The sequence below is a fragment of the Neobacillus mesonae genome, assembly GCF_001636315.1.
Lineage (GTDB): Bacteria > Bacillota > Bacilli > Bacillales > Cytobacillaceae > Neobacillus > Neobacillus mesonae.
Genome location: NZ_KV440949.1, coordinates 5,285,632 through 5,301,311, shown reverse-complemented (window position 1 = coordinate 5,301,311; position 15,680 = coordinate 5,285,632). Strand labels below are relative to the sequence as shown.

The 15,680-nt window shown below is 39.5% G+C and carries 15 protein-coding genes; all 15 read left to right on the top strand.

All coding sequences use genetic code 11. From position 1 onward, the window contains the following. Window positions 1–55 precede the first annotated feature (55 nt). Window positions 56–637, top strand: coding sequence for a branched-chain amino acid aminotransferase (locus tag A6749_RS25025; RefSeq protein WP_066398889.1), 582 nt, complete (start codon window positions 56–58; stop codon window positions 635–637). 36 nt (window positions 638–673) lie between these two features. After that, complete coding sequence (locus A6749_RS25020) at window positions 674–1,441, top strand: cobalamin-binding protein (RefSeq protein ID WP_066398886.1); 768 nt, start codon at window positions 674–676, stop codon at window positions 1,439–1,441. Window positions 1,442–1,604: 163 nt separating this feature from the next. Further along, window positions 1,605–1,904: a rhodanese-like domain-containing protein gene (locus tag A6749_RS25015; protein WP_066398878.1), complete on the top strand. Its 300-nt coding sequence runs from the start codon at window positions 1,605–1,607 to the stop codon at window positions 1,902–1,904. Between the two features lie 207 nt (window positions 1,905–2,111). Next, complete coding sequence (locus A6749_RS25010) at window positions 2,112–2,336, top strand: sulfurtransferase TusA family protein (RefSeq protein WP_066398877.1); 225 nt, start codon at window positions 2,112–2,114, stop codon at window positions 2,334–2,336. Between the two features lie 215 nt (window positions 2,337–2,551). Beyond that, entirely contained in the window at window positions 2,552–3,460 is a 909-nt protein-coding gene (locus A6749_RS25005; protein WP_066398874.1) for a c-type cytochrome, read from the top strand. 169 nt (window positions 3,461–3,629) lie between these two features. Next, complete coding sequence (locus A6749_RS25000; protein ID WP_127486914.1) at window positions 3,630–4,664, top strand: ABC transporter substrate-binding protein; 1,035 nt, start codon at window positions 3,630–3,632, stop codon at window positions 4,662–4,664. Next, the gene (locus tag A6749_RS24995; RefSeq protein WP_066398872.1) at window positions 4,648–6,393 is read left to right on the top strand and encodes a HAMP domain-containing histidine kinase; all 1,746 of its coding nucleotides are present in this window, start codon (window positions 4,648–4,650) and stop codon (window positions 6,391–6,393) included. Before A6749_RS25000 ends, A6749_RS24995 begins: the two co-directional genes overlap by 17 nt. Beyond that, window positions 6,372–7,697: a sigma-54-dependent transcriptional regulator gene (locus tag A6749_RS24990; RefSeq protein WP_066398866.1), complete on the top strand. Its 1,326-nt coding sequence runs from the start codon at window positions 6,372–6,374 to the stop codon at window positions 7,695–7,697. The genes A6749_RS24995 and A6749_RS24990 overlap by 22 nt, the downstream gene beginning before the upstream one ends. A 319-nt stretch (window positions 7,698–8,016) precedes the next feature. Next, entirely contained in the window at window positions 8,017–9,018 is a 1,002-nt protein-coding gene (locus A6749_RS24985; protein ID WP_066398865.1) for an ABC transporter substrate-binding protein, read from the top strand. A 15-nt stretch (window positions 9,019–9,033) separates the two neighbouring features. Continuing rightward, entirely contained in the window at window positions 9,034–9,906 is an 873-nt protein-coding gene (locus tag A6749_RS24980; RefSeq protein WP_084797976.1) for an ABC transporter permease, read from the top strand. An 8-nt stretch (window positions 9,907–9,914) separates the two neighbouring features. Continuing rightward, window positions 9,915–10,709, top strand: coding sequence for an ABC transporter ATP-binding protein (locus tag A6749_RS24975; RefSeq protein WP_066401178.1), 795 nt, complete (start codon window positions 9,915–9,917; stop codon window positions 10,707–10,709). 121 nt (window positions 10,710–10,830) lie between these two features. Then, window positions 10,831–11,496 (top strand): hypothetical protein, encoded by a 666-nt coding sequence (locus tag A6749_RS24970; RefSeq protein WP_066398863.1) that lies wholly within the window; start codon window positions 10,831–10,833, stop codon window positions 11,494–11,496. A gap of 149 nt (window positions 11,497–11,645) precedes the next feature. Then, window positions 11,646–13,298 (top strand): helix-turn-helix domain-containing protein, encoded by a 1,653-nt coding sequence (locus A6749_RS24965; RefSeq protein ID WP_066398860.1) that lies wholly within the window; start codon window positions 11,646–11,648, stop codon window positions 13,296–13,298. A gap of 85 nt (window positions 13,299–13,383) precedes the next feature. Beyond that, window positions 13,384–14,487, top strand: a complete 1,104-nt coding sequence (hisC, locus tag A6749_RS24960) for a histidinol-phosphate transaminase (RefSeq protein WP_066398857.1) — start codon at window positions 13,384–13,386, stop codon at window positions 14,485–14,487. A gap of 10 nt (window positions 14,488–14,497) precedes the next feature. After that, a complete protein-coding gene (locus A6749_RS24955) occupies window positions 14,498–15,487 on the top strand; it encodes a C-terminal binding protein (RefSeq protein ID WP_066398848.1) in 990 nt (329 codons plus the stop codon). The last annotated feature ends 193 nt before the right edge of the window (window positions 15,488–15,680 follow it).

Genomic DNA, 15,680 nt, shown 5'->3' with positions numbered 1-15,680 from the left:
TTAAAAAATACAATATAATATAGAAGAAAACTGTAAACTGAGGGGGCAATGTGGCTTGCTAAAAGAGAAGCTTATTCAATACATAAATGAACAATCCCGGAATGAATTAAAGGTATTCAAAGAGGAAAAAGAGTATTTAACTAAACACCATCTAACCGATTTCCCGATTGTAGAAATCGAACCTGAGCAGCGCTTCTCAGACGCCTATATCGAACGCTGCGATAAAGCATCGGAAGATCTAATTAGGAATGAATCAGCGAGCTTTCTAACTCAGCCATTAGTTTATTTATATAAACACAAAAACGAATTTGTTTATGTCGAATCCAAATGGTTTGATTTTGTTAACGTAGATGCGGTTTCTATTGAACTTGATGATGTGTTTGGAACATATGATGTCATGCTGGGGCTTAAGCTGCAAAAGAAATACAGCCTAAAATTAAGGACGTTCCTAGAGCACCATTTACACGGAGAAAAAGCCAATTACGATTTTATGTTTAATCAGCAGGAAGGGCTTTGGGACTTGAATTTTGCCTTGAATGCTGTCGACGGTTTTGATGAAAATATGACCATTGGCGAAGGATTACAAATGATATATCGTCTTTTATTTCAATTAACCGAAGCAATGGAAGAGAACTAATCTTGAAAGATAGAGAAAAAGGGGAGAGGTGTCGATTTGCGCGTTATTTCTATTTGTCCCAGTAATACGGAGATCATGGAGTATTTGAGGCTGACTCATTTGTTAGTCGGGGTAGATGATTATTCTGATTGGCCGGCAACAGTTAGGGAACTGCCAAAATTAGGCCCCGATTTATCCATCAACATGGATTTAGTGGAAGAATTACAACCCGATATGGTTCTCGCATCGTTAAGTGTGCCAGGGATGGAAAAGAACGTTGAAGCATTAAAGGAACGAGGGATTCCCCATATTGTCCTAAATCCGCAATCGTTAAAGGAAATTCAGGAGGATTTATTGAAAACAGCTGAGATTCTTAGGGAACGGGAAAAAGGATTAAAGGCAGTGGAACAATTTCGTTTAAGGCTTGAAAAAGTAAAACAGCGTACCTTGAACGTTGAGCATCAACCTTCCTTGTATTGGGAATGGTGGCCAAAGCCGATTTTTACGCCAGGAAAAATTAACTGGCTGACTGAAATTTCTAAAGCGGCTGGAGCAGTTAATATTTTTCAAAATGTTGAATTAGCAAGTGTCCAGACGGATTGGGAGGATGTCATCAGCCGTAGCCCGGAATACATTTGCCTTGCTTGGGTCGGTGTTCGTAAGGAAAAAGTGCAAAAAAGTAATGTGACGAAACGACCTGGCTATGAAAAACTAGGATTTGCTAACGATGATCGAATACTTATTTTGGAAGAAGAGCTCTACTGCCGCCCATCCCCACGGCTGCTTGATGGACTGGAAAAGCTGGTTACTTTAATACATGGATAAGCCCTTGTTGTTTCAATAAGGGCTTTTTCAATTAAATATATCACTTTACAAAATACCCATATAGGTATAAAATAATCTTTGTAAAGAAAAACATCTTTTTTTTAGAAACTAAAATACCTATATGGGTATAAAATTAAACCATCTTTCCAGGAGGATTAGATAAATGAAACAAATTACAGCAAAAGAAGTTGAACAACGGCTTGATAAGGGCGAGGAATTAAATATTATTGACGTTCGTGAAGTGGCTGAAGTAAAAACAGGAAAGATACCTACGGCAGTAAACATTCCACTAGGCTTAGTCGAATTCAAAATGCCAGACCTTGATAAAAAACTCCCATATATCATCGTTTGCCGTTCGGGTGGCAGAAGCTCACAAGCAACACTATTTTTAGAAAGCTATGGTTTTGATGTAACTAATATGGAAGGCGGCATGCTTGCTTGGGAAGGAGAATTGGAATTTTAAATTGATAGAAAGGAAGAAGGAAACATGAACATGGATGATCAAAAACGAACTGATTGCTCAACAACTGGTTCCTGAGGGATAAAACGTACACAAACGTCCGATTCTAAAGGGAAAAGCGGTAAATTACCAATCCCAATATGACCTGGGACATTTGTCTGGCTCCTGGCAGGAGTCATTTACCTTATCGTAAAAATATTTAGTTAAAAAATGAATTCAGAAAAAGTAGTAGATGCAAAAGGTTTAGCCTGTCCAATGCCGATTGTCAAAACAAAAAAAGCAATGGATGAACTTGAATCCGGCCAAATTTTAGAAATTCATACTACAGATAAAGGCTCGAAAAATGATCTGACCGCTTGGGCTAAATCCGGCGGACATGAGTTATTAAAGACCGAAGAAGATAACGTGTATAAATTTTGGATTAAAAAAGGATAAATTTTTTATAAATACTTTTTTAAAAAGCATGCCAAAATGTCAGACTATGACTTTTTGGCATGCTTTTTAATGTTCTTCCAACTCCCTGTGAACACCAACTTATGCCCGCTAAGCCTGATAAAATAAGCAATCAAACCTTGTTTTTCAAGTTGGCACAGAAATTGCAAATTAATTATGTGTAACAGAAAAAAACATTACTAATGGGAGTGAAGGAAATGAGGAAGCTGACAAAAAAGAAATTAGGGTATGGTTTGCCTCTTATGGCATTAGCATTTATCTTGTCTGGCTGCGGTGATCAGTATACAGCGAAGCATGAACCACAGCAAAAACAAGCGGCGGCAGTGGAACAAACTGCGATGAAGACATATGAACCGCCAAGTATGGAGAAAGTTCCTGAAGGACCTCTTGGCGATTCCATTAAATTAGGCTATAAAATTATGAACGAAACCAATACTGCTTTGCCACACAATGTCGGAAATAATTTGGCATGTTCCAGCTGTCATGGCGGCGCAGGAACAGATACGACTTCTCCATTAACTGGAGTAACGGCTGTTTATCCGGCCTATAACCCACGTGCAGGAAAGGTATTAACAATTGAAGACCGTATTAATGGCTGTTTTAAACGAAGCATGAATGGCAAACCTCTTGAAGCAAATAGTGATGAAATGCGAGCGATGGTTGCTTATTTAAATTATATTTCTACCGACGTACCGATTGGAATGAAAGAACGTCCATGGATTATTAAAAATTCTATGCAAAATGCTCCAAAGCCAAACGTGGCAAATGGCGAAAAGCTTTATCAGCAATCCTGTTCCGCCTGTCATGGAGCAGATGGTTCAGGTACCGGCCCGACTTCTGGCCCGGCTCTTTGGGGCAGTAAGTCCTTTAATATTGGTGCCGGAATGGGCCGAATCTCAACGGCAGCAGGCTATATTCAAAGAAATATGCCGCTTGGCGAGATGGGCGGTGTGAAACAAGGCACTTTAAACGACCAGCAGGCAGCTGATCTTGCTGGATTTATTCTTTCCCAACAACGACCTGATTTTGCTGAAAAAACAAATGACTGGCCTAAAGGGGATGCCCCGGCTGACGTTCCATACGAATTAAAAAGCAGCAAGAAATAATTCTATAATGATAAATGTAAGCTCTTGAATCACTGGTTCAAGGGCTTTTATCTGTTTTTTGTTCAAAAAACATTCATAAAAGGTTCATAGAATCATCTTATTTTTTTCTGAGATCGGACATTTTATTTTATATAGTTATAGTGTAAACGTCAAAATTCGGAGTTGAATCATGAATGTGAAGAGGAAATGGATTTACAAAATGGTTATATTCACCTTACTGGCTGCAGCAGTTATTTTCATGATAAGGAATCCTCCAGCCAAAGAAGCTAAGATAATTAACATTGGTGTACTGACAATCGGTGACAGCCGTTATGAAAAACTATTTGGGTTAAAAAATGGCCTAAAGGAATTAGGCTATCACCAAAATGATCTCCATTTTATTATCAAAAACTCAAAAGCAGATCCGCTAAAGCTAAAAAAGCAGATTGCTGAATTACTAGAAATCCGGCCGGACTTAATAGTAACACTTGGCGGCATCGAAACCATTGAATTAAAGAAGGCGATGGACATAAGCAGAATAAAAATCCCCGTCGTGTTCGCCGGAATTGCTTCACCGCAAGAAATCGGGATTATTCAAAGTGAAAAAACACCTGGAGGACAATTTACAGGGATCAATAACTTTCATGCAAGTCTCTCTGGAAAACGTTTGGAAACCCTATATAATTTAATTCCAAGTATCAAAAGAGTCCATATTTTATATGATGACGAAACCGAAATTAGCAGACTTGGTTTAAACAATACATTAGATGCGGCAGAAAAACTATCGCTAACCGTTAAAGTCTGGAATGCAGCTGACAAAACTATGTTAAAGCAGCTTGAGAAGAATCTTACGAAGAACGACGCTCTCTTCATACTGCCCAGTTTTCGTATTGAATCTATGACAGACACACTTGTCAAAATGGCAAATCGGCATCATTTACCTACGATGGGAATTTACGAGTATGAGGTGAAAAAGGGTTTCCTGGCAAGCTACGGCACAAGCCTTAGTGATCAAGGTTTCCAAGCTGCAAGATATGTAAGTTTAATTTTAAAAGGCAATTCTCCTCGCGAAATGCCAGTGGAAATGCCTGATAACATTCGCTTTTTGATTAATAAACAGGAACAGAATTTGCTCGGAATCCCTTTAAATCAAGATTTGCTAAAAATTGCCGAATTCCGAGGTGCGGATCGAAGGGGACTAGAAAAAGATGGCATTCAACATTAAATGGCTTACTTCCCAGCCGATTAGACATAAAGTTCTTGTATTCGGACTCTTCATGTCCATCATTCCTTTACTGCTGATAAGTTTCTATTATTTCTACCATACAAAAATAGATTTAGAAAACAGAATAAAAGAAAAACAGGAATTAATTTTACAAAACCTATCTACAGAAATTAGTTTGGAATTTAATCTCACTTCCCAGCATTTGCAGAACCTTACTTTACTAAGCGCTCCAAGCCGAACCGACAGCGAATTTTATCAACTGCTGCAGCAAAATGAATCTATTGAGGAAATTGTCATACTTGATGACCATGGAAATGTGGAGAAAAGAATTTCCCGATATAAGCTAAATAAACCTGAATCGCACGAAAAATGGTATTCGAAAGGAATGTGGCAGAAGCACAAGAAAAATAATAAAGCCTATAGCGACGTTCAGATTAATCAGTTTGGCCAGCCTGTCATCAAACTGGCGGTACCACTCTATGAAAATGGGGTAACAAAAGGGGCCGGTGTTGTCATACAACTGCAAAAAATTGTTGGTAAAATTGCATCGTTCCGGCAGGATCAAGCGTCCTATTTATACTTGCTTGACAGTAAAGGAAAAGTAATTGCTCACCAGGACTCAAGCAAACTATGGCAAAAAAAGAGTGTGATCTTAACCGATTCTGTCCTTGGAGTTAAACAGCAAATTCCCGGTTTAAATTGGTCTTTGGTAATGGAGGAGCCGAAAACATCAGCCTTTAAACCAATCTACAAAATGTTCAACGATGGTTTAATCGTTATGGCATTGTTTACCATCATAGTCAGTTTAATCAGCATTTACGCTGGCTTTTATTTTACCAAACCAATTTTAATGCTGGAGAAAGCAATAAATAAAATGAAATACTCCGAAGAATTTTCTAGGCTTCCAGTTGAACGAAATGATGAAATCGGAAAATTGGTGGAGTCTTTTAATGAAATGGGTATAGAAATTCAAGCAAAAAAGGAAATCGAGGAGAAGATGATCCAAACAGATAAATTAGCAGCACTCGGATTGATGGCATCTAGCTTTGCACATGAAGTAAATAATCCTTTGACCGTAATCAATATTTATGCGGAAGATTTATTGGATCGAATCAACGGAAGTGACCCAACCCTAGACAACCATGAGCTGGACAATTATCTGCAAAAAATAACAGACAATGCCGGCCGATGTAAAAAAATTACCGGAAACCTATTAAATTTTTCCCGGAAAACCAATTGGACTGTATCCGAAATAGATATTAAGGAAATTATCCAAAATACGATCACGTTGGTGGATTACTCCTTAAATAAGAAAAATATTAAGCTTATCAGCCATTTAAGCGAGATACCTGTCTTCCCTGGTGATAGCTTAAAACTGATGCAGGTGCTTGTCAATATTATCAATAATTCCATAGATTCTATTGAAAAGGATGGAGAAATTGCGATAAGCGGGGAATTGAAGGACAATTTGTTCTGTTTATCAATTTCGGATACGGGCGAAGGTATTTCTAAAGAGAACCTTCCATATATATTTGATCCATTTTTTACGACAAAAACGCTGGGGAAAGGTACCGGACTTGGACTTTCTGTTTGTTACGGAATTATTCAACAATTTGGCGGAAGGATTCAATTGATAAGCAACGTCGGGAAAGGTACAACGGTAGAAATAATGATTCCTATTCATATAGGAAAAAAGGAGGGTTCATCATGGGGAAAAACAGAATCTTAATTGTAGATGATGAAAAGGATTTAGTGGATTTGCTGGTTTTCCGTTTACGGCGTAAAGGCTATGAAGTAGATTTTGCACTAAACGCAGAAGATGCCGTCCCCTTAATCCATGAGCATTATTATGATTTAGCCATTTATGATATCCGTTTACCGAAAATGAATGGGATTGCTTTATTAAAGGAGACAAAAAAGATTCAGTCTGAGATTCAAGTAATCATGCTGACAGGGCATGGCACCATTGAGACTGCAATCGAAGCGATTAGACAAGGGGCATTTGATTACATAACCAAGCCTTACAACCTTTCTGAGCTTGAGATGGCATTAGAGAAGGCTATTGAAAATAAAACTCTAAAAGAAAAGAATGACAGCATGAAAAAAATTATAAAACAGCAGCATTCTTTTCAAATAATAGGGCAAAACTCTAAACTTCGTTCGCTGTTAGAACTTACGGAAAGAATAGCTGACAGTGATGTGCCGGTGTTAATCGAAGGGGAAAGCGGGACTGGTAAAGATTTATTTGCAAAGGCACTCCATTATTGGAGTATTCGACGTGAGGAACCCTTTGTGGCTATTAATTCAGGGGCATTACCAGAGCAGCTGCTTGAAAGCGAGCTATTTGGACATGTTAAAGGAGCATTTACGGGTGCTAATCAAGACAAAAAAGGACTGGTGGAAGCGGCGAACGGTGGAACTTTGTTTTTGGATGAACTGGGTGAAATGCCATTATCTCTACAAGTCAAACTTTTACGTTTTTTAGAATCAGGTGAGTTTCGCAGAATCGGCGAAGTAAGGGAACGCAAAGTAAAAGTAAGAACAATAACTGCGACAAACCGCCATTTAGATGAGGAAGTTGCCAAGGGGAACTTTCGCGAAGACCTGTATTACCGTCTTAACGTTGTGAAAATAACTATTCCTCCTTTAAGGGACAGGATGGATGATCTGCCATTATTGGTTAAGCATTTTTTAAAGGCCGGAAAAACCCTAGATGCAAAAGCGTTGAAAGCATTACAATCCTATGATTTTCCTGGTAATGTTAGAGAGCTTCATCATTTATTGGAGAGAGGAATGTTATTAAGTACAGGAAATATAATCGAGGCTTCTGATTTGCTGCTTCAAGCTGCAGACAAATCGAATTCAAAAGAAACACACGCGGCTTTGTGTTCACTTGAGCAGCTAGAAAAAGAACACATCAAAAAAGTGCTGGCAGAACTGAACTGGAATAAAACAAAGGCTGCGGAAGTTCTTGGCGTCAGTGTAAGAAACCTATATCGAAAAATAGAACAATATCAACTAAAAGCAATGTAAATAGCCATATTTAAGTATGCTAAAAGCCCTTCTAAAATTATTGGAAGGGTTTTTTTAGGTTAACAAGTCAACCGTAGTGAAAATATTTGTTTTCTTGTACAAATTTTTAACCTATACAAAAAAATCCCCGTTTTTTTGAACAGGATATTGTATAAATAGGATAGAATATTTTAATTATTCCAACAAAGGTAACAAATTTTACAATTGGAGGTGGATACTAAAATTTCATTTTTCATACGATCATCAGTGCGATTATCATCTAGAAGCAATACCATCCATGTTTGTATAATTTCAACATCAAACATTAGGAGGAAATGAGATGAGAAAAGCTAGCTTTTTAGCAATCTTATGTATTTTATTAGTAATCGCAGGTTGTGCCGGACAAACGAGTACTGATGGTCAAAAGAAAGAAGATAAAGGCGAAAAAACGTCCATCACTTTGGGTGTTGCCACGTGGGTGGGCTATGGTCCATTATGGATTGCTGAGGAAAAGGGTTTCTTTAAAAAGAACGGAATTGATGTTACATTAATGAAAATGGAAAGTAATACCGACCGTAGAACGGCTCTTGCCGCTAATCGGATCCAAGGTTTTTCTTCCACTGTCGATACACATGTCGTTTCTGCTGCCAGTAACGTCGATGTCGTTCAAGTTGTAGCTTTAGACGAATCACATGGCGGTGATGGCATCGTGGCGAAAAAGGAAATAAAAAGCCTAAAAGATCTTAAAGGTAAAAAAGTAGCGGTGCAAACAGATGGAGGGGCAAGCTTTTTCTGGTTCCTTTATTTGTTAAAGCAAGAGGGGATTGACTTTAAAGAGATTGACACTCAGAACATGACAGCTGGCGATGCTGGTGCTGCATTTGTTGCGAACAAAGTGGATGCGGCGGTCACATGGGAGCCGTGGTTAACAAAGGCCAAGAATACGGACTTCGGCAATGTTCTTATGACGAGTGATGCCTCTCCAGGAGTCATAACCAGTACGATTGCCATGCGCAGGGATTTTGTCAAAGAAAATCCAAAAGCAGTAAAGGCGTTAGTTAAATCTTGGTTTGAAGCAATGGAATTCTATAAAACTAACAAACAGGAAGCCTTGGAGATTATGGGGAAAGCTATGGGACAATCACCAGCTGAACTGGAAGAATCATTAAAAGGAATTCGTCTCTATGATGAAGAGGGAAACAAACAACTTTTTGGGACGAAGGAACAGCCTGGTGAATTATACAATCTAACAAACCTGGGTGCTGAATTTTGGAAGGAACACAAATTAATCGATCATGAGCCAAATATCGATGATCTTATTGATTACTCATTCGTGCAATAAAAGGAGAGTGAATTAATGGAGAAAGCGGCTAAGAACGAGGAAATTGTCAATCAATCAGTATTAATTTCCCATCAAAAGTCGAAAAATCGGACAAAGAGCAGTAAAAAGTGGCTGCAGCCGCAAGCGTCGATCCCGCACCGATTATATGTCGGTATCAGTATCGCAAGTGTTGTTTTATTACTGGCTGTCTGGTCGCTGCTAACTTTCACCGGAATGGTAGATCCGCTTTTCTTGCCAACCCCTGTAGATATAGTGCATTCAGGAATTACCTTATTTACAGACTATGGTTTCATCAATGATATCGGGATTACCATATACCGGGTGCTGGCAGGATTTCTCATTGCAGTTGTCATTGGCTTACCGCTGGGGATTTTAATGGGAACCTTTAAAGTTGTGGAAGCCTTTTTTGAACCTATCATTTCTGCTATTCGCTACATGCCGGCATCAGCCTTCATACCATTATTCATTTTATGGATTGGTGTAGGCGAGCTTGAAAAAATTACGATTATCTTTGTCGGTTCATTTTTCTCATTAGTATTAATGGTGGCGGTGGAGGTTGGCAATGTCCGCCGCGAACTGTTAGAAGCAGCTTATACTCTTGGCAGAACTAGAATTGGCGTGCTGCGGTCCGTTATTCTACCGGCCTCATTACCTGGAATTATGGAAATCCTCCGGTTAATCTTAGGCTGGGCATGGTCTTACATTATTGTAGCTGAGCTCGTTGCTTCTGCTTCCGGGATTGGCAGCCTCATCCTGGAATCACAGCGCATGCTGAAGACAGGAAATATCATTTTTGGGATTGTAACAATCGGTGTACTTGGATTACTATCCGATTTAATTTTAAAAGTCTGCATTCGCAAGGCGTTCCCATGGCATTATGGAAGGTGATGAAGCTGATGAGTAACCCAAAACTGGAAATTAAAAATGTCACGAAGGTTTTTGCCGGAAATAAAAAAGGTCCTAATGTACTAGCGCTAGATCAAACAAACTTAACCATCATGCCAAATGAATTTATTACCATACTTGGACCGTCTGGCTGCGGGAAATCTACTTTGCTGCGGATTGTTGCTGGTCTTGAAGAGCAGACAACGGGTGATGTTTATCTGGACGGGCAGGAACTGTTCGGACCTTCTTCCAATCGCGGCATGGTGTTTCAAGCCTATTCGCTATTTCCATGGCTGACAGTGGAAGAAAATATTCAGTTTGGCCTTAAAACAAAAGAGAACAGTGCTTCAGAACGAAAAGACATTGTAAAGAAATATATTGAGCTGGTCCGATTAGAAGGCTTTGAAAAGCATTATCCAAAACAGCTTTCAGGAGGGATGCAGCAGCGTGTAGCCATTGCAAGGGCTTTGGCAAATGATCCTGAAATCCTATTGCTTGATGAACCCTTTGGAGCTCTTGATAATCAAACACGGACATTGATGCAGGAACTGCTGCTAGAAATTTGGGAAAAATCTCATAAAACGATACTCTTTATCACCCATGATGTAGAAGAATCAATTTATTTAGCCAATAGAGTAGTCGTAATGACATCAAGGCCGGGAAAAATAAAGGCTGACATTCCGATTGAACTCGAGCACCCTCGACCATATAGCATAAAAGTTGAGCCTAAATTCCTAGCCTATAAAGAACAGCTGACTGAATTAATTCGTGAAGAAAGCTTAAAGGCTATGATGGAAGTAAAGTAATAGATCCAAGAAAAAAGATAAAAATGTGATAGATATCATAAAAATAGCTACTTACAAGAATGATATACCAACCATATAATTATGAATAATCAGAATATTGTATAACATTGGAGGGGTTATCATGACAGCGATTACACACGAAGAATTTTGGACTGAATTTAGAGGAATTAAAGAAGAGCTTAAGAAATATGCTCATGACAAAGCCTATAAGTTTTGGACACGTGAGGATCTTACTCAGCATGAGGTATTTACAGCAATTGAACAGCGAGTTTGGCTGGAAATCGCCTACGTATTCTTTCTAGGCAAACAAATCAATGATTATTGGAAGGAATTTGAACGCTCTACGGTTACTGCGTTATGCAAACATATGTGGGAGGAAGCCCACCACTATGAAATCATTTGCCGTGTGCTTGAAAAGCATGGTTACACAGCACCGACAGAGCCGCCAAAAGAGCATTTAGGCTGGGAGAATTTGCACTGGGAGGCACTTGGAAAGGACCGTGCCTGCGCCGTTGCCGTTTGGAACTGTTCCGAAACATCTACCACCACTACACATGACATTGTCATTGAGAACTGCAAGCGAATCGGTCTTCCTGACTTAGCAAGATGCTATGAAACCATTAAAAAGGACGAAGAATTTCATGCTAGACTTGGAGAAATGATTGTTGAACGATATGTGGTTACAGACCAGCAGCGCGATAACGCCATCTGGGGTGCCCGTCGCTTAAGGGAAGAAATGATGCATTATTATGATACTATTTATCCTGTTCCAAATGAAACAGCATAAATAATGAAGCAGAGCCAGGCGTAACTGAAACGTCCTGGCTCAAATTTAATCTTAAAAGAACAGGAATTTTGATAGAAATAGCGAATTTTGTATGAAATGGATTTTAATCTTTTCTTCAATCTAAACTCCGGTATGAAAGATGTGGTTATATGAAAAACAAGATTCTCCTAACTACAGATGACCGAAACGTGAGAGATCTGTTTCTACAAATTATTCAAGACCATCAATTTGATTTTTCTATTGAAGAAGGAAACAGGCAGAATGTGTTAAAAGAGGGCTGGCTGCCGTCAAATGAAACGAAAGTGCTGCTGGTTGATCTTGATAACATGACAACACTAGCACAAAATATTGTTCTGCAGCAATTTAATAATAAAAAATTCACCATGCCTATTGTCATGATTAAAAGCAGGTATGCCAATCAGGAAATGAGACGGATGTTTAAGAATGGTGTATTTGATTGTTTAACAAAGCCGCTGGATAAAGAAGTGGTTTATCGGCTGCTGCAAGAACTAAGAATAGAGATTCTTCAATCAGAGCAGTTGATGCAGCAGAGAAGTGAAGATCCAAATAACATTATGAAATCTCTAAGGGTAAGCCTTATTTACAACCTACTCTATGGAAATATTAAAAACTCAAGGGAAATTTGGAACCAAAGCCAGTTAATTGGCTTGTCAACTGTTCCAAATATGGCAATGTCGATTCAAATTGATGAGTTTCTTTGGAAGAATAAAGAGAAAAACAAACAGTGGCAGGATGTAGTCCGCAATGAAATTATTACGGCTACACGTCAATTTTTCATTCATAAATTGAATGAATGCTTGGCGATGGGCACAGGGGTAAATCAATTTGCCATTTTACTTTCGCTGCCATTTCAGGAACAAAAGGCCGGTTATAAAGAATTGGCCGTAAAATTGGCTGACGATGCTAAAAATTATATCAGTGAACAAACTGGTTACAGTGTGACGATCGGTATCGGGAATTATTATGAAGATGTCAGAAACCTGCATTACTCCTATCAAGAGGCACAATATGCCTTGAAATATAAGTTTTTTAAGGGGAATGATCTGGTTATTCATGTTGATAACATCGAAAGATTTACCAATGAACATGTGCTCCTTCCAAATCAGGAAGTGTCGGCACTTGCTAATAAACTGATGGTGAATGATCAGAAAGCAGTTTATGAAAATTTGAAAAATCTATTTGCCAAAATATCGTCCTCTCAAAACGTAGATCCTGAAGTTTTTATTCTACAAATATCCGAAATTGCGGCGATGCTGGCTCGGGCTGCGATCAACGGCGGTGCTAACCAGAAGGAAATTCACATGATTTTAAGGGAATATACATCCCTGATCCCTTTTATTGAAAATTTGTCACAGTTAGAACAGTGGATGCGCGATTTAATTCACCGTTTTTTGGATTTTATCACTAATCATCATAATGATCATACGCTTAAATCAATCCAGAAGGCCATGGAATATATTGAGGGGCATTTCTTAGAAGCGATTACTCTGGAGAAAGTTGCGAGCCATGTTCACCTTAGTCCTACATATTTTAGCAGGATTTTTAAAAATGCAACCGGCAGCAATTTTGTTGAATATATCACCTATTTACGGATTGAAAAAGCGAAGGAATTGCTTCAAGACTTAAATTATACAGTCTACCAAATTGCCTTAGAGGTAGGTTATAGCAATTCTCATTATTTTAGTCGTGTTTTTAAAACGATTGTAGGAAAAAGTCCCAGCGATTATCGTAATTCGATTTTGGTTCCTTCCGATTTAACCAATGAGAAGTTCTTAAATTAAACGGAGCGGCAACGCCGTTTTATCAATACTACTTAAATAGTTTTTAGATCCAAAATAAAACTCCCATTTAAGGAAGTGTCCGATCTTGTCAAAAGAACAATGGCGCAGGAATGTTACTCAGTTAAAACCATATATTCCAGGAAAGGCAATTGAAGATGTAAAGAGGGACTTCGGCTTAGCGGAGATTACCCGGCTTGCATCAAATGAGAATCCATTGGGTCCGTCACCAAAAGCGGTCAGTGCAATGCTGCGCGCCTTGCTGGACAGTCAATTATATCCTGAATCTACCTGCAGAGAGCTTCGTGAAAAACTCGCAAGCCTGTACGAGATGGACCAGGATCAATTTCTTATCGGAAATGGTGCCGATAATGTGATTTCGTTGATTGGAACGGCTTATATCAATGACGGTGATGAAATCATTTACTGTACGCCGACATTCCCGGCTTACCGAACGATTACTTTACTTTTGGGAGGAATGCCAATTGAACTTCCTCTTACAGGAAATCTAACCTTTGACCTTGATCGGATTCTTGACAGCATAACGGATCGGACAAAGCTTATTTTTATCTGTAACCCTAATAATCCTACTGGGACAATTGTTGAAAAAGGCCGGCTTGAAGCGTTTTTGCAGCAGGTTCCACCGCAGGTCATTGTTGTTTTGGATGAAGCCTATGTGGAATTTATTGAACTAGAGGGTTATCTTACCGGAGTAGATTTTGTTAAAAAAGGCTATCCGGTTATTTTTGTCCGGACTTTTTCCAAACTGTATGGACTGGCAGGTACAAGAGTAGGTTACTGTAGTGCCAGTCATGAACTGCTTGAACCAATCCTGGCCGTTCGCGAGCCTTTTGCGGTTAATCGTATTGCTGCAGCCGGTGCTACAGCGGCACTGGATGACGAAGAATACAAAATTACAATACTACAAGAAAATAAACGTGAGATGGTGAGACTTGCTAAAGAACTCCAAGAATTAGGTTATGCCCTTTCAGATTCGCATGCTAATTTTTTGTTTGTCGATATGAAGGAAGATGTTGTGAACCTATCAAATACCCTGATGCGGGAAGGGATATTAATCCGTCCCTGCATTGCGTGGGGACTGCCGAACCACGCAAGGATTACGATTGGTACGGCCGAACAGAATGATCGGCTGCTAACAGCTTTACGAAAAACGATTAAAACAACTAGCTAAGGAGTGAGATATGTTGAGAAATGGTAATAAATTCGTCTGGTTACTGGATGATGAATGGCATGAACATCATTTAGAAAGAAAACTTTATCAAGAATATGGAATTGAAGTAAAGGTAACGCGTTCAGGAGCTTTAGCAGAGGACTTACCGCTGTACGCCCCATTTGCTGACGGCGTGGTAGCACAGGTAGGATTTCCATGTACTGCTGAGTTGATTGAAAAATTAGATTCATGTAAAGTGATTTCCATCCCAGGAGTGGGCTTTAATCATGTCGATGTTGAGGCAGCGAGTAAAAAAGGGATTGCTGTTTCAACCGTCCCTGATTATTGTGCCGAGGAGGTTTCTGACCATACGCTTGCCCTTATTCTAGCAGTGACAAGGCGCTTGTCCGCTTACAACCGTAAAGTTAGAAATGGTAAATGGGATCCGCTAGATACGCAGCCGATCCACCGCTTTAGTTCAAGAACGGTTGGTCTCCTTGGATTCGGCCGAATTGCCAGGATGGTAGCAGAAAAACTAAAGCCGTTTGGTGTACGGATTTTAGCACATGATGAGTATGTGCCAGAAGAAACAATGAGGGGACTGGGCGTCGTTCCAGTTTCTTTAGATAGCCTGCTTGAGCAGTCAAATATCCTAAGCCTGCATGTGCCGTTAACACCTGAAACAAGAAATTCGATTAATTTCCAACGGCTTTCCCAGCTGCCAAAAGGAGCCTTTGTAATTAATACGTGCCGCGGCGGGGTATTGAATGAGGAGGATTTGCGGCAGTTGATTATAGATGGACATATTGCCGGTGCAGGGCTTGATGTGTTGGAAACAGAGCCGCCAGCAGAGGACTATCCACTTCTAACGATGGAAGAGGTCCTGATCACACCGCATGCCTCCTATTTTTCAGAAGAGTCCATTCACGAGCTAAGAACAAGAACAACGAAGGCAGCAATTGACGGAGTCCTAGGGAATGAACTACCATATGCGTTGAATTTGAAGAAGATTAAAATTTGAGATAGGGGCTTTCCAGGGAACTGGAGAGCCCTTTCACTCTTTGAAATTGTTATTTCATCTTGGGAAAGAAAAAAGAAGGCGTCTATGTGACCGAAACCCACTATTTTATTAGAATTGGGGCACGTAGAAGATCTCTACACGACCGAAACCTACTAATTTATTGAACTTGGGGCACGTAGATGGGCTCTACGCG